A 19,183-nucleotide genomic window follows, 5' to 3' on the forward strand; every position below is an offset into this window, starting at 1 on the left:
CGAGAGAAAGTACTTATCCGAAGATACGCCCGTCCGGACGCGCGATGGAGACTCGCCGCGATACCTATAGTGGTTCGGCGTTCTGCCAGATCTCTGCATATGCTCCGATCTTCATTCCAGCCGTCTCGGCATCCACTTTGACAATGGTGGCCGGCGAACGCGCTGCAAAGTCCTTCAGCGATTGCGTGAGCGTCCAAGCCAGCGAGTCGTCCACAGCGATGAGGCGATCGTGCAAGCTTCTGGCCTTTGCCACTCGGACTTCGAGCGGTCGTGCGCCGTTGTACTGCCTCGCCCAGCTTTCAGCCGCAGGTTTGAGGCTCGGCTTTACGGTGCCGGCATCGGAAAGGACGTGGACTATTACTCCTTCCGGCGCCAGCACCGCGAAGTCCGTAAGCGCTTTGGCATCCGCATATGGGTCAACAATCAGCACGCTCCGTCGTGCCGCTGCCATAACTTTCGACACGGCCGCGAGCGCAGAAAATGACTCTCCCACTGCAATGAATGCCCCTTGCGATGCAGCTGGCGCCGCTATTTCAGCCTTGGCTAATGCGCGATGGACAGTAGCCGCGATAGTTTGCGCATTTATGCCGCGAAGCGCCGAATCCAACCCGTCTACAGAAACCGTGAAGGAGATGAGGTCTACCGATCACCCGAATACCGCCTCAACGAGCACTGCTGCACGTCCAAGCCACTGGTTTGTTTCCGCCGTAATGGGGCCGGGACGGTTCAGGTCAGGCATCGTCTCAACAAGGCGCCCTAAGTGGATATATAGTGATTCCGGGTCTAGGCGCATGGCGCGGATATTAGGTGGCAATATGAGAATCATGCCACGCCTTGTACGGCCCACCGGATTGCGCCGGCGCTCGAAACTTTCAATGCCTGTGTAGGCCGACGATCCGTCGATGTGTGTCCGCTCTGCGTCGCAAATCGGACACAGGTTTACGATGCGGTGACAGGCCGAAACGGGTCGAATGCAGCCCATCAAGACCGGAGCTCGAATGAATAAAATACCCACCAATCTATTGATTGACGGGTAGTCTTTCTGATCGTGAGTTCGATTGATGCTCCACCTGCCACTTCAATCTCCTCGGTGGAATGTCCCTTCGCGATTAGCCAAGTCTCCCCGCGATATCTGTCGCGGTGGCGTTGTAGTAGGTCATTAGTTCCGAGATGTTTCTGTGTCCCGTCATCCTGGCTAGGTCCAGCGGCTGCAACTTCTTCGCCAAACGGGTAATGGCCTCGTGGCGGGTGTCGTGGAACGTCACGTCAGGAATCTGTGACCTGTCCCGTGCCTTTCGGAAGAGTGCGTCGCGGCTTGACGTCGACAGTGCGAACAGCGGTTCCCCTTTCGTTACCGCCGGAAGCATCTTCAACAGTTCGATTGCGCGCGACGAGAGCGGTACATTTCGCGCAGTCCCGTTTTTTGTCATCGGGAGGCGGGCAAACTTGCCTTTGTAGTTCACCGACGATGCGGTAAGCGTCAGGATTTCACTTGAACGCATCGCCGTCTCTATCGCCACGAGAAACGCGACTGCCACGCGTTGCATCGGTGTTTTTATGGGAAGCCCATCTTCGTAACCCATGCTCGCAAGTAGCGACTCGATTTCCTCTTGCGAAATCAGCCGTTCGCGACCAGGCGGCTCCGGCGGCCGTCGCACCTCGGCCATTGGGTTGGTCACCAGCCAGCCCCATTCCTTCCGGGCCACCAGAAACGCATGCGACATCAGCGACATTTCCCTCGACGTCGACGCCCCCGAAACCTCACGCATCCGAGCGTCCCGCCAAGCGGCAATATGACTAGGCCGGAGATCCGCCAGCCGGATATCGGCAAACTTCCGCCCGTTGATCACCCGACTCCCAATCAGTGGAAGCCGCAACTTCTCCCATCTCGCGCCGCGCTTCGTGGGACTCACCTTCAGCTCATACTCCTTGAGCACATCGCCAACCGTCAGCGTCTTACTACCTGAGCCGCTAGCAATCGACCGCAACTCCGTCTCTCGCTGCGCACTCCACGCCTGCGCCGCCGCTCTCGTGTCGAACGTCCGGCTGTCGCGCTGACCATCAACCATCACTTGTGCACGCCAACCCTTTGCTAACTTCTGAATCGATGCCATTTCGTGGGGAAACCTCGGGTAAAAAATGGGGGACCCGCCACGATTTTAGGTGTGAAGAGGTTAGATTTTGAGCAAGTGGGGAACAATCAGAATCCACGCAAAAACCCCGCCCCGCCTTATTCGGCGAGCGTTTGCGAGATTTTCCGGGAAGAAGTGAGACCTACGTAACCGATGCCAAAACGGGGAGTTGGTGCGAGGAAGGGGACTCGAACCCCTACACCCTTGCGGGCGTCAGGACCTAAACCTGGTGCGTCTACCAATTTCGCCATCCTCGCAGCCCGTGGGCGTCGGTCGCCCTGGTCAGGCACGACACCCCAGCATCGGGTCGACGGCATGCGTCCTGTCGGACATGAAAAAGGGCGACTCGTCGCCGCCCCGCTCGCATGCGTCAAAGCAGGCGAGAATTCTACACGAAGTGATATTCACCGGCAATCTCATGCCGCGTCAACGCCGCCCCGCCCTTCCCGCGTCAACGCCACCGGCACCGCCAACCCCTCAATGCTAGAATTCGCCCCAATTCATGGCATCTGCCCCACGGGCGCGCCCGCGCACCGGCACCCGGGCACCTGACCCAACCGATACCCCATTCGCATGCAACCCCACGAGACCGCCGACGATACTTCCGGCACCCCCGCCAGCCCCGCGCAGGCCAACGCATATTGCCGCCAGAAAGCCGGCCCTCCCGGCTCCGCCCTCTATTACGCACTACTCCAGCTACCGCCGTCCCAGCGCGACGCCGCTTACGCCGCCCACGCGTTCTGTCAGGAAATCGCCGATATCCACGCCGCCGTGCATGACCCCGGCGTCGCCCACGCAAAGCTCGACTGGTGGCGCCAGGAACTCGCGCGCCTCTTCTCCGGTGCGCCGGCCCACCCTGTCTCCCGCGCCCTTGCCCCCGTCGTCCAGCAGCGCGGTCTCGCCCGCGCCACGTTCGACGCCGTCCTGCACGGCGCAGAGATGGATCTCGCCCAGATGCGCTATCTCGACTTCGCCGGCCTCTCCCATTATTGCGACGCCGCCGGCGGTGCCCCCGCCGTGCTTGCGTCCCACGTCTACGGCTTCGACGACCCGCGAACCCCAACCCTCGCCCACGCCCTAGGCCACGCCATCACCCTCGGTCGACGCATCACCGATGCGGGTGTCGATGCGCGCGCCGGTTACGTTTATTTCCCGATCAACGAACTGCAACAATTCGGCGTGACTGCCGCCGACCTGCAAAACGGCAAGTACTCGCCCGCGTTCGTCGATCTCATGAAGTTCCAGCACGCGCGCGCCCGTCAGGCCATTACCGAGGCGGCCGCCGCCATCCCCGCGCCGGATCGCCGCCGACAAAAGCCGCTGCTCGCCCTCGCTGCGCTGCAATTGGCACTGATGGACGAAGTCGCCGCCGGCGATTACCAAGTGCTGCATCAACGCATCGATCTCACCCCGCTGCGCAAATTCTGGCGAGCCCGGCGCGCACGCTGACACACGCCGGCTGACACCTCGCCCCGGCTCTCGGCGTCGCCTCGCCCCACCCGGCAGCGGCACATTGGCACATTGGCACATTGGCACATTGGCACATTGGCACATTGGCACATTGGCACTGCAGCACAGCGACGGGGTGACGGGGTGACGGGGTGACGGGGTGACGGGGTGACGGGGTGACGGGGCGACGGGACGACTGAGCCGCTGAGTGACTTAGCGACAGTGCGACTGAGCAATACAGCGATTAAAAAATTTAGTCACGCAGCCACGCAGCCACTCAAGTCCGCCAGCCTCTGCGCATCATGCCCGCAACACGTCCAGCGGCTTGAACGGGCCACCCAGCACGGGCTGCGGGTCAAGCCCCCACCAGCGCTGCAGCACCGTCGCATATACCTCGCGGAAATCGACGGCGAACGGCAGGTTGCCGTTGCCGTCGAGCCGGTCCAAACGCGGCACGTCGCCGTAAAGCCCCCCTCGCACGCGACCGCCTGCGATGAAGTGCGGCGCCACCGTGCCGTGATCCGTCCCCTGACTCTGGTTCTGTCGCGCGCGCCGACCAAATTCCGCATACGTGACGATCATCGTCGACTCCCAGCGGTTCAGCTCGATCAACCCGGCCCGCAACGCCATCATTCCCTGCGCCAACTGACGCAACAAATTCGCCTGTTGTCCCGGCTGATTCTGATGAGTATCAAACCCGGTAAGCGTCAAACGCACCACCGCTACCCCCCGCCCCGCCTGCGGCACGCCCGCCGACGAATCGGCAGCCGCAACCACCTGCAGCGCCGTTTTCACCCCATTGCCGAACGCCCCCGCCGGCATCGGCGTGCGCAACACATACTGGCCCTGGCGCGGACGCAACCCGTCCGCCGCCCTGACAATATCGTTCTCCACCCGCAATACATGCGCCAGCGCAGGATTGCTCACCTGTGCCGCATTCGCCGACACAAGATTGGACTCCCGCAGGAATTGCGCCGGATTGGTCAGCGTCACCGCACGCGCGCCACCGCCCAACGGCCCTGGCTCGGCGCTGCCCACGATCACGCCATCGGCATCGAACCCTGCGGGCACTGCCCGTTGCGCGAAGGCGCGTGACAACCAGCCGTCGCGCAAATATTCGTCCGAACGCGACGCCGTATTCCATATCTCGATTGACCGGAAATGCGACAGGTTCGGCTGCGGATATCCCACCCCCTGCACGATCGCCAACTCGTTCGCCCGCCACATCGGCAGCAACACCCCCATCGCCGGATGCAAACCGCTTCGCTCATCAAGTTGCACGACGTGATCGCGTGCAATCCCTATGCTGGGGCGCAAAGTGGCATAAAGCGGATCGGCATAAGGAACGACCGTGTTCAACCCGTCGTTTCCTCCTTTGAGTTCGATAAGGATCAGCAGATTGCCGTAGTTACCGCCGGTGCCCGGCCGTGTCCCGGACAAGTTACGTGCAGCGCCCAACACGGGCATCGGCGCCAGCCACGCCGCGCCAAGCCCCCCTGCAAAAGTCAGAAAATTGCGTCGACGCATCTCACACCTCTCTCGTCCCGCCACTCGTCACGCCACTCGTCACGCCACTCGTCACGGCTCTCGTCACGCAGCTCGTCACGCCTCTTGTCACGCCACTCGTCACCCCTCTCGGCCCGCTTCGCAACCCTCCGAAGCGGTCGTTGAGTGACGCGCCCGCCCTACCACGTGCTATCACGTCGTCACTTCAACTGATACGCGGGGTCCATCAACAACCCTTGCAAGTAGGCCGTGCTGTCCACGCCAGCGGCCTGCGGCGCCGCAGGCTTGAGAGGGAGCACGGCCCGCTGCAACGCCTCGCGCAACGCGGCGTCCGGAACGTCGACTGGCCCCAGCTCGTAAGGTTGCAGCCAGCGCGACAGATCGAAGCGCACCCCCGCTACCGTTCTCGGCATCGATGGCACCGCTCCCAACGCCGTGCGCTGTACACCCGTTCGCGCCGAGATCGACAGGGTCGGCGACACCATCGACGCCCCTCCCGCATTCGCGTTCTCCGTCGCGCGGAACATGCGCTCGACAAACTGTTTGCGCGCAAGCAACGTGGTGCTGTCAATCCACGCGTCGCCGCCCAGCCATCCCTTCACATTGGGAGGACGGAACAGGTCCTGCCCGAGAACGCGCATCTGTCGCGCCAGCAACTGCGGATCGTCGTAGCCGATGTCGAACTCGCGCACCGTATCGGTCACGAATTCAGCCGGCGATTTGACCAACGTCCCGCGGGTTCGGGCGTCCCAGAAGGCGGGGGTCAGCAGCAACGCACGCAATGCCTCGCGAATGTCGTAGCCGCTCGCGCGGAAGCGGCTCGCGATACGCTCCACCTGCACCGGATCCAGGGTCGGTGACACGAATTCGCGCCACAACTTGCCGATGATGAACGTCGCCGTCTCCGGACGCGCCAGCAGGATGTCGAGCATCTGGTCGCCATCGAAGTCGCCGGTCTGGTTCAGCACCGTCTTCGTGCCCGCATCGTGAAGTTTGGGGCGCCAGACATACGTCATCGTCGCCCGATCGATGCCCCAGCCGGTGTAGGCACGCGCCGCCTCGCGCACATCCTGCTCCGTGTAATGCCCTTCGCCGAGCGTGAACAGCTCCATGACTTCACGCGCGAAGTTTTCGTTCGGGCGCCCCTTCCGACTGCCCGCGCCGTCGAGATAAACCAGCATGGCAGGGTCCTTCGACACCGCATGCAGCAACGTCCCGAAGTTGCCGAGCGCGTTCGCGCGCAGCAAGACGTTCTGCCGATAAAGCATGACGGGCTCGCGCACCTTGTCGTCGCTCGACACGAAATGGTTGTGCCAGAACATCGTCATGCGCTCCGTGAGCGGTGACGGCGTCGTTGCCATCTCCTGTGCCCACCATGCCGCCAGCGACGCCGCCATACGGTTGCGCCGCTGGTTCAGCTCGCGACGCTGCTCGGCCGTCATGGACTTGACCGGCGCGCCATACAGCGGCGGATCTTCAACCCAGGCGGGCGGCGGCGTCACGGCCATGCGGCGCGCTCGCGACAACAGAAGATCGACGGCTTGCGCACGCGTGCGTCCAACGAACGGGGCGAGTTCGCGCGCGTCAGGCGAGTAGCCGATGCGCGTGAGCAAGTAGCGCGCGTCGTCGGCAGTGAGCGGGCGCGTCGCGCGATCGGCAACGGCATCGGCAGCACCGGCGGCCCCGGTTGCGCGTGGCGCCGTCGCACTCGCCGCATGCGCCGCGCCGGCAGGCCGCGTCGGCAACGCGTGACCGACGAGCGGCCACGCCAGCCACACGATGGCAAGCACACCAGACGTGAGCTGCCCAGGCATCCACGACATTGACGACGGCAGGCGACGCAGCACGGCGATCATCGCCCTGACACCGTTCGTCGCCTCAATGCCCTTTCGGCAAGCGCAAAAAAAGCCGGCGTCGACGCAGGCTGGCAAGTTTGGGGTGGGCTTCATGGGACGCTCGCGTCATCGCGACATCACTGGCGTTTTGGGGAAGCGTTTGGCGACGCTGCGGTGCCCTCTCGATCCATGAACCATCAGCCATGAGGGCGCGCGTCTTTATCGTTAGTGAGTGTACAACTCGCGCACGGCGTCCTGAATATGTTGCCGTAGCAGGCGCCGGTCTTCCGGCGACATATGACCATTGGGACGACGGTCCGGCGGCGCGGGGGGAAACTCGTCGTTGCGGCGCGCAGCACCGGAATCGTTCTGCGACGGCTCGCGCTTCGTCGGATTGCGGGGCGACGGCGCAGCCCCCGCGTGGTGGAAGCGCGGGGCACTCACCCGATGCATCTGCGCACTGAAATGCGAGATGGGACGGGCGTACGTCACGCCCAGGTGCCCCCAGAGCATGATTCCCCCGAACAGTAGCGTCCACTCAGCAGCCCATCTCATCTTGTGCGTATGTCCTTCATGCCGTGCGACAGGTTTTCCCCCTGGCAGGGGTGCAAGTGTACCCACAGCCTATGGTCAGCGCGCAAGCTGTAGGGTAAATTGTGTAACCCTTTGTAACCCGCTTTGGCGGCCCCATCAGTTCGTAACATTTCGGGCTAAGATACGTGGCATGGAAAACAAAAACTCTCCCAAAATTCTGGTTGTCGACGACGATCCGCGACTGCGCGACCTGCTTCGTCGTTACCTCGGGGAACAGGGTTTCAATGTCTTCGTGGCGGAAAATGCAACGGCCATGAACAAGCTTTGGGTGCGCGAGCGTTTCGATCTGCTCGTGCTGGATCTGATGCTCCCCGGTGAAGACGGTCTGTCGATTTGTCGCCGCCTGCGTGGCGCCAACGACCGCACGCCGATCATCATGTTAACGGCCAAAGGCGAGGATGTCGACCGTATCGTCGGCCTCGAGATGGGCGCAGACGATTACCTGCCCAAGCCCTTCAATCCGCGCGAACTCGTCGCGCGCATTCACGCCGTGCTGCGCCGTCAGGCACCGCCCGAACTCCCCGGCGCGCCCAGCGAAACCATGGAAACGTTCGAGTTCGGCGACTTCTCCCTGAACCTCGCCACGCGCACACTCACCAAGAACGGCCAGGAGATCGCGCTCACGACGGGCGAGTTCTCGGTGCTCAAGGTATTCGCGCGTCATCCGCGTCAGCCGCTGTCGCGCGAAAAGCTGATGGAGTTGGCACGCGGGCGCGAATACGAAGTGTTCGATCGCAGCCTCGACGTGCAGATCTCGCGTCTGCGCAAGCTGATCGAACCGGATCCGGGCAGCCCACGTTTCATCCAGACCGTGTGGGGCCTCGGCTACGTGTTCATTCCGGACGGCGGCGCGTGATCGTCCGCCTTTGCGTCTCAAGCAGCAAAACAACGCCGGTCGCGACACGCTCGCCCACCGGCGTTGCGTCGCGTCTCACGCCGCATCCAACGGCGTACCCCGTCTCTCGTCCGGACGCTCGCCATCCAGCACGTCGGGTCTGCCAACTCGCGCAAGTCACGCTTTAGACGGAGCAACCCCATGCATCCGATCCGGATGGTACGCGGGCTGTTCGGCGGTCTGTTCTGGCGTACCTTCTTCCTCATCGCACTGCTCATCGGCGTCAGCCTGGCCGCCTGGTACCAGAGCTTTCGCGTGATCGAGCGTGAGCCGCGCGCGCAACGTGTCGCGCAGCAGCTCGTATCGATCGTCAAGCTGACGCGCACCGCGCTGCTCTACTCGGAGCCTGATCTGCGCCGCGCCCTGCTGCAGGATCTCGAGAGCAACGAAGGGATCCGCGTGTACCCGCGCGAGCCGGCTGACAAGATCGAGAGACAGCCGGGCGGCGTGGTACAGGACCTGATCGTGCGCGACGTGCAGCGCCGGCTGGGGACAGACACCGTCATCGCCGCCTCGGTCAACGAAATTCCGGCCATGTGGATCAGCTTCAAGATCGATGAAGACGACTATTGGGTCGCCATCGAACAGGACCGGATCGACACGGCCACCGGCCTACAGCTCTTCAGTTGGGGAACATTTGCGCTGGCGCTCTCGCTCATCGGCGCGGCTTTCATCACCGCGCTCGTGAACCGACCGTTCGCCCGGCTCGCCCACGCGGCGCGCGCCATCGGCGAAGGACAGCGCCCCGACCCGCTACCCGAGCGCGGCATGGGCGAGGCCGCCGAGGCCAATCGTAGCTTCAATCAGATGGTGGAGGAACTCGAGCGCCTCGACGCAGACCGGGCGCTGATGCTCGCGGGCATCTCGCACGATCTGCGCACTCCGCTGGCACGGCTGCGACTGGAGACGGAGATGAGTCCGTCCGACGAATCGGTCAAGCGCGACATGATCAGCGACATCGAACAGATGGACGACATCATCGGCCGCTTCCTCGATTACGCCCGTCCGGCATCGCGAACGATGCAGTCGCTCGATCTGTCGGAAATCGTCCGCGACACGGCACTCGCCTTCGAGGGCCGCGAAGACCTGCACCTGAGCACCGAACTCGCCGACGCCGCCCCCGTACTTGCCGAACGCACCGACCTCAAGCGTCTGCTCACGAACCTGATCGAGAACGCGCGTAAATATGGCCGCGACGCCGACACCAATGTCGCCAACGTCCACATCACGACGCGCATTCTCGGCGAACGCGTCGAGATGCGCGTGCGCGACACCGGCCCGGGCATTCCCGAGGACCAGCTCACCCTGGTCTTCCGCCCCTTCTATCGGGTGGACACCGCCCGCACGAAGGCAGACGGCACCGGCCTCGGCATGGCGATCGTTCAGCGCATCGCCACACGCTACAAAGGTCACGCCTCGCTGCACAATGTACGGCCGGGTCCAGGCCTTGAAATCACCGTGTCATTTCCGCTTGCTAAATAACGGTTTGCGGAATTTTGTCTATGCTCAAGGCTTGCCCGCCCATTGTTGAGCACGATCCTATCGACGGGATTTGTTTTAACTATCTCCAAAATAAAAATAAACTATTGCTGTCTATTATTCGATAGCGTATGATGTATGGGTTGACCGGGATCAGCAGATTTCGGTCAGTTGCTGGTTGCGATGTCCCAGCGACATCTCGACTTAAACCGCACTAATTTAGGAGTCAATCGATGAAGACTGTCGGCGACAAACTCGAAGCGTTCTCGGTAGAAGCTGCCAAGCCTGGCTTCAACAACCACGAAGAAAACGGCGTCTCGGCTTTCGAAACGATCACCGAAGCCTCGTTCCCCGGCAAGTGGAAGATCATTTACTTCTACCCGAAGGACTTCACCTTCGTGTGCCCGACCGAAATCGTTGAGTTCGGCAAGCTGGCCAACGACTTCGCAGAGCGTGACGCTGTCCTGCTCGGCGGTTCGGGCGACAACGAATTCGTGAAGCTGGCATGGCGTCGTGAGCACAAAGACCTGAACAAGTTGAATCACTACTCGTTCGGCGACACGACCGGTGCCCTGATCGACCAACTCGGCGTGCGCGACAAGGCCGCCGGCGTGGCCCTGCGTGCCACGTTCATCGTCGATCCGGACAACGTCATCCAGCACGTTTCGGTGAACAACCTGAACGTCGGCCGCAACCCGGAAGAAGTGCTGCGTATTCTGGACGGTCTGCAAACGGACGAACTCTGCCCGTGCAACCGCGCGGTTGGCGGTGCAACGCTGTAAGCGCCGTCTCGAAGCCCGCGAAAGCGGGCTTTTTCAGCCCAAAGCAATAGGAGAAATTTATGGAATTCATCACCGCGATTAAGGCGCTAATCCCTGACTACGCCAAGGACATCCGCCTGAACCTCGACGGCACCATCGCCCGCTCCTCGCTGGAAGGCAACGACGCCGTCGGTGCGGCCCTCGCCGCCGCCTTTGCGGCCAAAAGCCAGCCGATCATCAAGGCGATTCGCGAATCCGGCGTACTCGCTCCCGAAGAGCTGGAAGGCGCGTTGACCGCTGCCGCGCTCATGGGCATGAACAACACGTGGTATCCGTATCTCGAGATGGCCGACAACGCCGAACTGAAGAACGAGAAGGCCCAGCTTCGCATGAACGGCTACGCCACGCGCGGGGGCGTCGATCAACGCCGTTTCGAGATGTATGCACTGGCGGCATCCATCATCGGCAAGTGCCACTTCTGTGTGAAGTCGCACGCCCACCTGCTCGCCGCCGAGCACGGGATGAGTACCGCGCAACTGCGTGACGTCGGCCGTATCGCCGCCGTCGTCAATGCCGCCGCCCAAGTCATCGCCGCCGAGGCTGCCTGAGTCCGCAAGCGCTGAAGCCCCCACGCGCCGAGGCCGGCGCAAACCGCCAAAGCGACAACGGCGCTACCGGGTTCAACCGGTAGCGCCGTTGTGCGTGATGGATTGTGCTGCGCGCGCGTCACGGCGTTGCGTGCGGCGCCGTCGTCACCTCAGCGTGCCACGAGCAGGGCTGCCGCCTGCGCTTCAATCCCTTCCTGACGGCCGAGATAGCCCAGCTTTTCGTTCGTCTTCGCCTTCACGTTCACCTGGCCGACGGTGACGCCCAGCGCGTCGGCAATCGATTGTGTCATCGCGGCGATATGGGGCGCGAGCTTCGGCGCCTGCGCAATCACCGTGCAGTCGATGTTGATGACCTCGTAACCATGCTCACGCACGCGCCGCATGGCCTCCTGGAGCAAAACCACGCTGTTCGCGCCCTTGAACGTGGGATCGGTGTCGGGGAAGTGGCGTCCGACGTCACCCAGCGCCGCCGCACCCAGCACGGCATCGGTGATGGCGTGCAGGAGCACGTCGGCGTCCGAATGGCCGAGCAGGCCGCGATCGAACGGGATGGTCACGCCCCCCATCACGAGCGGGCGTCCCGGCACGAGGGCATGCACGTCGTAGCCCTGGCCGATGCGCAGCTTCGACAACATCGCGAGCGGGGATTGAGAAACAGCTTGTTCAGTCATGGAGAGTCGCCAAATGCGAAAGAATGCGTTGCGTCGGTTTGGGACGGCGGCGCATGCCAAGCCCTCAAACGGACTTGGCCGCGCCGAGGAAGGCCTCGGCGAGCGCGAAATCTTCGGGATAGGTCACCTTGAAGTTGCGCAGGCTGCCGCGAACGAGCTTCGGTGCGTGACCGATTCGTTCGATGGCGCTGGCTTCGTCGGTCACTTCGGCCCCCGAGGCGAGCGCGTCTTCCAGCGCGTGACGCAGCATGCCGAGGCGAAACATCTGCGGGGTCTGCGCCTGCCAAAGGCCATCGCGCGACTCGGTCGCCTGCACGGCCGCCAACCCACCCTTCGCCGTCGGCGCCTGCTCGCGCTTGAGCGTGTCGGCCACGGGCAAGGCCAGGATGCCGCCGACCGGGTCGTCGCGCAGCGCCTCGACCAGCGCGCGAATCAGCGCCGGCGTAATGCCGGGACGCGCCGCATCGTGCACCAGCACCCAATCGCTGTCCTGCGCCCCGAACTCGGTGAGCGCCTGCAGCCCGCCGAGCACCGACGCATGCCGCGACGGCCCGCCGCAACGTCGCACCGCAAAACGCAGCGGGCCGAAGCGCCTGCCGTCGAAATGATTGTCGTCGGGCGCCAGCACCAGCACGGTCTGAGCGAACTCGGAACAGGCGTCGAACGCGGCGAGCGCATAGTGCAGCATGGCGCGTCCGCCCACGCTTCGGTATTGCTTGGGCACGTCGGCCCCGGCGCGTACACCGGCCCCGGCACACGGGATGACAGCAAAAAGTCGGTCGCTCACAATAAAACGCAGGTAAGAGGAAAGCAGGGATTTTATAATAGACGCTGACTGTCACGGGGCCCCATGCGAAAGGAGCTCCGTGCTTTGCCATTTCTGCAACGTTCCTCTATGTCCGCCGCCAACGCCCTATCCCGTAATACCGCGCCTGTGCCGCTCGTGAAAGCGGGACAGCGTTACGCCTTTGCCGGCTCGCACGCGTCGAGCGACGCCCTGCTCATCGCCCGCTATTTCAACGACAACCGCGAGCGCCTGCCGTTGCTCGCCGTCGTGTGCGCCCAGGCCACCGATGCCCTGCGCCTGCAGCAGGAACTCAAGTGGTGCGCACCCGAAGCCCGAGTACGGCTGCTGCCCGACTGGGAAACGCTGCCGTACGACACGTTCTCGCCACACCAGGATCTGGTCTCCGAGCGGCTCGCCACCCTGCACGACCTCGGGGAGAAGCGCTGCGACATCGTCCTGGTGCCCGCCACCACCGCGCTCTACCGCATGGCCCCGGCGAGCTTCATGGCGGCCTACACGTTCTTCTTCACGCAGGGCGAGCGGCTCGACGAAGCGCGCCTGAAGTCGCAACTGACGTTGGCAGGCTACGAGCATGTGAGCCAGGTGATGCGGCCCGGTGAGTATTGTGTGCGCGGCGGACTGATCGACCTGTACCCCATGGGCTCGGCCCTGCCTTATCGTCTCGATCTGTTCGACGACACCGTCGACAGCATTCGCGCGTTCGACCCCGATACGCAGCGCAGCCTGTATCCGGTCAAGGAAGTCCGCCTGCTGCCCGGGCGCGAATTCCCGTTCGACGACGCTGCCCGCACCGCCTTTCGCGGACGCTGGCGCGAAGTGTTCGAGGGCGACCCGACCCGCAGCCCGATCTACAAGGACATCGGCAGCGGCGTGCCGTCGGCAGGCATCGAGTATTACCTGCCGCTGTTCTTCGAGGAAACGGCCACCCTGTTCCACTATCTGCCCGCCGACGCCCAACTGGTGTTCGTGGGCGATCTCGACGCGGCCATCCACCGTTTCTGGAACGACACGCGTCAACGCTACAACTTCCTGTCGCACGATCGCGAACGGCCGGTGCTGCCGCCCGAGCAACTGTTCCTGCTCGATCAGGACTTCTTCACGCTCGCCAAGCCGTTCGCCCGCCTGACGCTGCCCACGCCGAGCGACGGCAGTTGGGCCATCGCGTTGCCGCCACTGGCCATCAACCGCCGCGCCGACGACCCGCTGGCCGCCCTGCGCGCCTACCTCGCCCGCACGCCAGCCCGCGTGCTGCTGTGCGCCGATTCGGCCGGCCGTCGCGAGACGCTGCTGCAACTGCTGCATGACCATGACCTGCGCCCATCGTCCGTCGAGTCGTTCGAAGACTTCCTGACGTCCGACGCTCGCTTTGCGATCGGCATCGCCCCGCTGGCCGCAGGCTTCCTGCTGCCGACGGAAGATCTCGCCTTCATCACGGAGAACGAGCTTTACGAAGGCCTCGCACGCCGCGCCGGCAAGCGCCGCCAGGAGCAGGCGACGTCCGTCGACTCGATGGTGCGAGATCTGGCCGAACTCAAGGTGGGCGACCCAGTCGTTCACAGCCAGCACGGCATCGGTCGCTATCAGGGCCTGGTCAGCATGGATCTCGGCGAAGGCGAGACCGAATTCCTGCATCTCGAATATTCGGGCGACAGCAAGCTGTACGTGCCGGTTTCGCAGTTGCACCTGATCTCGCGCTACAGCGGCGCCGATCCCGATACCGCGCCACTGCACTCGCTGGGCTCGGGCCAATGGGAAAAGGCGAAGCGCAAGGCGGCGCAGCAGATTCGCGATACCGCGGCCGAACTGCTCAACCTGTACGCCCGTCGTGCCGCGCGTTCCGGCTACGCTTTCGAACTGTCGCCGCGCGACTACGAGAAGTTCGCCGATAGCTTCGGCTTTGAGGAAACGCCGGATCAGGCGGCCGCCATTGCGGCCGTGATGAGCGACATGACGAGCGGCCGTCCGATGGACCGCCTCGTGTGCGGCGACGTCGGCTTTGGCAAGACCGAAGTGGCGTTACGCGCCGCCTTCATTGCCGTGCTCGACGGCAAGCAGGTCGCCCTGCTGGCCCCGACCACGCTGCTCGCCGAACAGCACGCGCAAACCTTCTCCGATCGTTTTGCCGACTGGCCGGTACGCATCGCCGAACTCTCGCGCTTCAAGACGACCAAGGAAGTGAACGCGAGCGTGAAGGCCATCAACGAGGGACAAGTCGATATCGTGATCGGCACGCACAAGCTGCTGTCGAACGACATCCAGTTCCAGCGCCTGGGCCTCGTCATCATCGACGAAGAACACCGTTTCGGCGTGCGGCAGAAGGAAGCCCTCAAGGCGCTGCGTGCCGAGGTGGACGTGCTCACCCTGACCGCCACCCCGATTCCCCGTACGCTCGGCATGTCGCTCGAAGGCCTGCGCGACTTCTCGGTCATCGCGACCGCACCGCAGAAGCGTCTGGCGATCAAGACCTTCGTGCGCCGCGAAGAGGATGGCGTCATCCGCGAAGCCATGCTGCGCGAACTCAAGCGCGGCGGGCAGGTGTACTTCCTGCACAACGAAGTCGAAACCATCGAGAACCGCAAGGCACAGTTGGAAGCCCTGGTGCCCGAGGCCCGCATCGTCGTGGCGCACGGACAAATGCACGAGCGCGATCTCGAACGCGTGATGCGCGACTTCGTCTCGCAGCGCGCCAACGTGTTGCTGTGTACCACCATCATCGAGACCGGCATCGACGTGCCGACCGCCAACACGATCCTGATGCATCGCGCCGACAAGTTCGGTCTGGCGCAATTGCACCAGTTGCGCGGCCGCGTCGGGCGCTCGCACCACCAGGCCTACGCCTATCTGCTCGTTCATGATCCGAAGGTGCTGACCAAGCAGGCACAGCGGCGTCTCGAAGCGATTCAGCAGATGGAAGAACTCGGCGCGGGCTTCTATCTCGCGATGCACGATCTGGAGATTCGCGGCGCGGGTGAAGTGCTGGGCGACAAGCAATCGGGGGAAATTCACGACATCGGGTTCCAGCTATATACCGACATGCTGGCCGACGCCGTGAGCGCACTGAAAGCCGGACGCGAACCGGATCTCACCGCGCCGCTCTCGGCGACCACCGAGATCAATCTGCATGTCCCGGCCATCTTGCCGAGCGACTTCTGCGGCGACGTGCAGGAACGCCTCTCGCTTTACAAGCGCCTGGCCAACGGCACCCACGCCGACGCCATCGACACGATCCAGGAAGAACTCGTCGATCGCTTCGGCAAGCTGCCGCAACAGGCGCAGGCGCTGATCGAGACGCATCGCCTGCGACTGCTTGCCAAGCCGCTGGGTATCATCAAGATCGACGCGAGCGAAGACGCCATCGCCCTGCAATTCGAGCCGACCCCGCCCGTCGACCCGATGCGCATCATCGCGCTGGTGCAGACGCATCGCCATATCAAGCTCGCAGGACAGGACAAGCTGCGCATCGAAGCAAAGCACGTGCAACTGACCGATCGCGTACGCGCGATCAAGGAGACACTGCGCGCGCTCGGCACGCCGAACGCCAAAGCTGCCTGACACTCGCACGCCCGGGTCAACCCAAGCCCGGCGCGTCTTTTCCCACAAGGCGAGAATGGTTGTTCACTCAATCTTTTACGTCTAAATTGTTTTTGAGTAATATTTCCCCAGTACCGGTACGTAGCGACGTATGACTGGAGATTCCCGGAGATTCGAATGACAAGCGCTTCCCCCCAAGCCATCGCCCCGCAGGCCGCCAACGAGGCCCAGCCGGCATCGCTCGACTGGATCACGAAGCTGGTCAGCATCGACACCACCAGCCGCGAATCGAACCTCGGCCTGATCGAGACCGTGCGCGACAGCCTCAAGCACGCGGGCGTCGAGCCGTGGTTGTCTTACGACGCCACCCAGCGCAAGGCCAATCTGTTCGTGACGCTGCCGGCCGCGGATGGCAACACGCAGGGCGGCATCGTGCTCTCGGGCCACACCGACGTGGTGCCGGTCGACGGTCAACCATGGGACACCGATCCGTTCAAGCCGGTGGTGCGCGACGGCAACCTGTACGGCCGCGGCACGTGCGACATGAAGGGCTTCATCGGCTCGGTCATGACGTTGCTGCCGGAAATGCGCGACGCCAAACTCAAGACGCCGTTCCATTTCGCGTTCTCCTACGATGAGGAAATCGGTTGCGTGGGCGCACCGGTCATGCTCGCCGCATTGCGTGAGCGCGGCATTCGCCCGGACGGCTGCATCGTCGGCGAGCCGACGAGCATGCGCGTGATCGTCGCTCACAAGGGCATCAACGCCTACCAGTGCTGTGTGCGCGGTCATGCGGCGCACTCGTCGCTCACGCCGAAGGGCTCGAACGCGATCGAATACGCCGCGCGCCTGATCTGCTACATCCGCGATCTGGCCGATCACTTCAAGCAGAACGGTCCGTTCGACGAGTTGTTCGACGTGCCGTTCACCACGGCGCAGACGGGCACGATCTCGGGCGGTATCGCCCTCAACACGATTCCGGCGCTGTGCGAGTTCGTTTTCGAATACCGCAACCTGCCGGGCGTGGATGCCGACGGCATCTTCCAGCGCATTCAGCAATACGCCACGGACGAGTTGATCCCGAAGATGCAGAAAGAGCACCCGAACGCAGGTATCGAGTTCAAGCGGATTGCCGCGGCCCCGGCGCTGGACGCGTCGGAGCAGGACGCCATCACGCAACTCGTGCGCGCGCTGACCAAGGACACCGACAAGCGAAAAGTCGCTTATGGCACCGAAGCCGGTCAGTTCCAACGCGCAGGCGTGCCGTCGATCGTATGCGGCCCTGGCAATATCGAACAAGCGCACAAGCCCAACGAGTTCGTGTCGCTCGAACAGATCGCGCAGTGCGAGTCGTTCCTGCGCAAGCTGATCCGCAGCAACACCGTCGGCGCCTGAACCCACGCCTGACTCGCTCAGGCCGACGCATCGACAAACGTTTGACCGGGCCGTATTCCGACTGCCGGATGCGGCCCGTTGCCTTGCAACATGCCTTACGCAGTAGCAGACGCCTATCGCAAGGGCGCACAGGACATTCCTCCGCAAGATAACAATCACGTACGCCAGACAGGTATTGGAGATCTCGCCCCATGAGCGCAAGCGCAGCCCCCAACGCGACGGCCCCGGCCGCCCGCACTTCCCCGCACGCGTGGCGTGTGATCGTATCGGCCTCGATCGGTAACGCCCTCGAGTGGTTCGATCTCGTGGTGTACGGTTTTTTCGCCGTGACCATCGCCAAACTGTTCTTCCCGACCGGTAACGACACGGTATCGCTGCTGCTCACCCTCGGCACGTTCGGCGTGTCGTTCTTCATGCGACCGCTGGGCGCCATTGTGGTCGGCGCCTATGCCGACCGCGCCGGTCGCAAGGCGGCCCTCACCCTGTCGATTCTGATGATGATGGTCGGCACGCTGCTCATCGCGCTCATGCCGACGTACGCCACCATCGGCGTGCTGGCACCGATCGGGATCGTCATCGCCCGCATGGTGCAGGGCTTCTCGGCGGGCGGCGAATTCGGCAGCGCCACTGCGTTTCTCGCCGAGCACGCGCCGAAACGCCGCGGTTTCTTCTCGAGCTGGCAGGTCGCCTCGCAAGGGCTGACCACGCTGCTCGCCGCAGGGTTCGGCGCGCTGCTGACCGGCAATCTGTCGCCGGAGGCCATGATGTCGTGGGGCTGGCGCGTGCCGTTCTTCTTCGGCCTGCTGATCGGCCCGGTCGCGTATTACATTCGCCGCCGTCTGGACGAGACGCCCGAGTTCCTCGACATCGAGCCCACGCAAAGCCCGCTGCGCGACACGTTCGCGAGTCAGAAGGAGCGGCTGCTGCTCGCCATCGGCGTGGTCGTGATGGCCACCGTGGCGACCTACCTGGTGCTCTACATGCCGACGTATGCCGTGAAGCAACTGGGACTGCCGTCGTCGGCCGCGTTCTCGGCGGTACTGCTCACCGGCGTGGTGCAACTGATCGTGGCCCCCATCGTCGGCCACTGGTCGGATACGCATGGCCGGATCAAACCGATGCTCGCGGCCGCCGTGGCATTGCTGGTACTGGTCTACCCGATGTTCAGCCTCCTCGACGCGAACCCGACGTTCGGCGCGCTGATGGTGTTCCAGATCGTGCTCGGCCTGCTGATGACAACGTACTTCGGCGCCCTGCCCGCCCTGCTCACGGAACTGTTTCCGGTGCAGGTGCGCACCACCGGCCTCTCGCTCGGGTATAACATCGCAGCAACGGTGTTCGGCGGTTTCGCCCCGTTCATCATCACGTGGCTCATCGGCGCTACCGGCAACAAACTCGCGCCGAGCTTTTATCTGATTTTCGCTGCCCTTATCAGCATTACCGCGCTGCTGCGCACCCGTAAGCTCGGCCTGCGCTGATTTCAGCGAAGACCCAGCGCCCCCCGGGCGCCGAGGCGCAC

15 protein-coding genes and 1 tRNA gene are annotated in these 19,183 nt (G+C 63.5%); 8 read left to right on the top strand and 8 right to left on the bottom strand.

Features of this window, described 5'->3' with window-relative positions; genetic code table 11:
- Positions 1 to 64 precede the first annotated feature (64 nt).
- The 3 genes from PSO31014_RS02140 to PSO31014_RS02150 all read right to left on the bottom strand — a co-directional run bounded on the left by PSO31014_RS02140 (position 65) and on the right by PSO31014_RS02150 (position 2,389).
- Entirely contained in the window at positions 65 to 430 is a 366-nt protein-coding gene (locus tag PSO31014_RS02140) for a hypothetical protein (RefSeq protein WP_150550092.1), read from the bottom strand.
- Between the two features lie 679 nt (positions 431 to 1,109).
- Entirely contained in the window at positions 1,110 to 2,114 is a 1,005-nt protein-coding gene (locus PSO31014_RS02145; protein WP_150550093.1) for a tyrosine-type recombinase/integrase, read from the bottom strand.
- A 188-nt stretch (positions 2,115 to 2,302) separates the two neighbouring features.
- Positions 2,303 to 2,389: transfer RNA gene (locus PSO31014_RS02150), tRNA-Leu, on the bottom strand.
- Positions 2,390 to 2,705: 316 nt separating this feature from the next.
- On the opposite strand from PSO31014_RS02150, the gene PSO31014_RS02155 reads away from it, so the two are divergent.
- Complete coding sequence (locus PSO31014_RS02155) at positions 2,706 to 3,581, top strand: squalene/phytoene synthase family protein (protein ID WP_150550094.1); 876 nt, start codon at positions 2,706 to 2,708, stop codon at positions 3,579 to 3,581.
- A 300-nt stretch (positions 3,582 to 3,881) separates the two neighbouring features.
- On the opposite strand, the gene PSO31014_RS02160 is transcribed toward PSO31014_RS02155, so the two are convergent.
- From PSO31014_RS02160 to PSO31014_RS02170, 3 genes are all read right to left on the bottom strand, one after another.
- Positions 3,882 to 5,108 (bottom strand): DUF1501 domain-containing protein, encoded by a 1,227-nt coding sequence (locus tag PSO31014_RS02160; protein ID WP_150550095.1) that lies wholly within the window; start codon positions 5,106 to 5,108, stop codon positions 3,882 to 3,884.
- A 179-nt stretch (positions 5,109 to 5,287) separates the two neighbouring features.
- Positions 5,288 to 7,036 (bottom strand): DUF1800 domain-containing protein, encoded by a 1,749-nt coding sequence (locus PSO31014_RS02165; protein ID WP_150550096.1) that lies wholly within the window; start codon positions 7,034 to 7,036, stop codon positions 5,288 to 5,290.
- Between the two features lie 111 nt (positions 7,037 to 7,147).
- The gene (locus PSO31014_RS02170) at positions 7,148 to 7,477 is read right to left on the bottom strand and encodes a hypothetical protein (protein ID WP_150550097.1); all 330 of its coding nucleotides are present in this window, start codon (positions 7,475 to 7,477) and stop codon (positions 7,148 to 7,150) included.
- 169 nt (positions 7,478 to 7,646) lie between these two features.
- Here PSO31014_RS02170 and ompR point away from each other — a divergent pair, with 169 nt between their 5' ends.
- From ompR to PSO31014_RS02190, 4 genes are all read left to right on the top strand, one after another.
- A complete protein-coding gene (gene ompR / locus PSO31014_RS02175; RefSeq protein ID WP_017234082.1) occupies positions 7,647 to 8,372 on the top strand; it encodes an osmolarity response regulator transcription factor OmpR in 726 nt (241 codons plus the stop codon).
- Positions 8,373 to 8,552: 180 nt separating this feature from the next.
- Positions 8,553 to 9,893, top strand: a complete 1,341-nt coding sequence (locus PSO31014_RS02180; protein WP_150550098.1) for an ATP-binding protein — start codon at positions 8,553 to 8,555, stop codon at positions 9,891 to 9,893.
- Positions 9,894 to 10,123: 230 nt separating this feature from the next.
- Complete coding sequence (locus PSO31014_RS02185; RefSeq protein WP_017234080.1) at positions 10,124 to 10,672, top strand: peroxiredoxin; 549 nt, start codon at positions 10,124 to 10,126, stop codon at positions 10,670 to 10,672.
- 59 nt (positions 10,673 to 10,731) lie between these two features.
- Positions 10,732 to 11,259, top strand: a complete 528-nt coding sequence (locus tag PSO31014_RS02190; protein ID WP_150550099.1) for a carboxymuconolactone decarboxylase family protein — start codon at positions 10,732 to 10,734, stop codon at positions 11,257 to 11,259.
- Between the two features lie 149 nt (positions 11,260 to 11,408).
- On the opposite strand, the gene ispF is transcribed toward PSO31014_RS02190, so the two are convergent.
- Together ispF and ispD are read right to left on the bottom strand one after the other, a co-directional pair.
- Positions 11,409 to 11,894 (bottom strand): 2-C-methyl-D-erythritol 2,4-cyclodiphosphate synthase, encoded by a 486-nt coding sequence (gene ispF, locus PSO31014_RS02195; RefSeq protein WP_150550408.1) that lies wholly within the window; start codon positions 11,892 to 11,894, stop codon positions 11,409 to 11,411.
- Between the two features lie 100 nt (positions 11,895 to 11,994).
- Positions 11,995 to 12,717 (bottom strand): 2-C-methyl-D-erythritol 4-phosphate cytidylyltransferase, encoded by a 723-nt coding sequence (ispD, locus tag PSO31014_RS02200; RefSeq protein WP_150550100.1) that lies wholly within the window; start codon positions 12,715 to 12,717, stop codon positions 11,995 to 11,997.
- 108 nt (positions 12,718 to 12,825) lie between these two features.
- On the opposite strand from ispD, the gene mfd reads away from it, so the two are divergent.
- From mfd to PSO31014_RS02215, 3 genes are all read left to right on the top strand, one after another.
- Complete coding sequence (gene mfd, locus PSO31014_RS02205) at positions 12,826 to 16,290, top strand: transcription-repair coupling factor (protein ID WP_150550101.1); 3,465 nt, start codon at positions 12,826 to 12,828, stop codon at positions 16,288 to 16,290.
- 156 nt (positions 16,291 to 16,446) lie between these two features.
- Positions 16,447 to 17,664 carry an acetylornithine deacetylase gene (gene argE / locus PSO31014_RS02210; RefSeq protein WP_150550102.1) on the top strand — a complete coding sequence of 406 codons (1,218 nt, stop codon included), beginning with the start codon at positions 16,447 to 16,449 and terminating at the stop codon, positions 17,662 to 17,664.
- 191 nt (positions 17,665 to 17,855) lie between these two features.
- On the top strand, positions 17,856 to 19,142 hold the full coding sequence (locus PSO31014_RS02215; protein WP_150550103.1) for an MFS transporter: 1,287 nt from the start codon (positions 17,856 to 17,858) through the stop codon (positions 19,140 to 19,142).
- Positions 19,143 to 19,183: the final 41 nt, after the last annotated feature.

Origin of the sequence: Pandoraea soli (genome assembly GCF_902459595.1) — a bacterium.
Lineage (GTDB): Bacteria > Pseudomonadota > Gammaproteobacteria > Burkholderiales > Burkholderiaceae > Pandoraea > Pandoraea cepalis.

What these genes read in the sequence shown, in the direction of transcription:
- PSO31014_RS02145 (WP_150550093.1), bottom strand. Translation starts at nt 2,114, where the DNA reads ATGGCATCGATTCAGAAGTTAGCAAAGGGTTGGCGTGCACAAGTGATG.
- PSO31014_RS02155 (WP_150550094.1), top strand. Translation starts at nt 2,706, where the DNA reads ATGCAACCCCACGAGACCGCCGACGATACTTCCGGCACCCCCGCCAGC.
- PSO31014_RS02160 (WP_150550095.1), bottom strand. Translation starts at nt 5,108, where the DNA reads ATGCGTCGACGCAATTTTCTGACTTTTGCAGGGGGGCTTGGCGCGGCG.
- PSO31014_RS02165 (WP_150550096.1), bottom strand. Translation starts at nt 7,036, where the DNA reads ATGAAGCCCACCCCAAACTTGCCAGCCTGCGTCGACGCCGGCTTTTTT.
- PSO31014_RS02170 (WP_150550097.1), bottom strand. Translation starts at nt 7,477, where the DNA reads ATGAGATGGGCTGCTGAGTGGACGCTACTGTTCGGGGGAATCATGCTC.
- ompR (WP_017234082.1), top strand. Translation starts at nt 7,647, where the DNA reads ATGGAAAACAAAAACTCTCCCAAAATTCTGGTTGTCGACGACGATCCG.
- PSO31014_RS02180 (WP_150550098.1), top strand. Translation starts at nt 8,553, where the DNA reads ATGCATCCGATCCGGATGGTACGCGGGCTGTTCGGCGGTCTGTTCTGG.
- PSO31014_RS02185 (WP_017234080.1), top strand. Translation starts at nt 10,124, where the DNA reads ATGAAGACTGTCGGCGACAAACTCGAAGCGTTCTCGGTAGAAGCTGCC.
- PSO31014_RS02190 (WP_150550099.1), top strand. Translation starts at nt 10,732, where the DNA reads ATGGAATTCATCACCGCGATTAAGGCGCTAATCCCTGACTACGCCAAG.
- ispF (WP_150550408.1), bottom strand. Translation starts at nt 11,894, where the DNA reads ATGTTGTCGAAGCTGCGCATCGGCCAGGGCTACGACGTGCATGCCCTC.
- mfd (WP_150550101.1), top strand. Translation starts at nt 12,826, where the DNA reads ATGTCCGCCGCCAACGCCCTATCCCGTAATACCGCGCCTGTGCCGCTC.
- argE (WP_150550102.1), top strand. Translation starts at nt 16,447, where the DNA reads ATGACAAGCGCTTCCCCCCAAGCCATCGCCCCGCAGGCCGCCAACGAG.
- PSO31014_RS02215 (WP_150550103.1), top strand. Translation starts at nt 17,856, where the DNA reads ATGAGCGCAAGCGCAGCCCCCAACGCGACGGCCCCGGCCGCCCGCACT.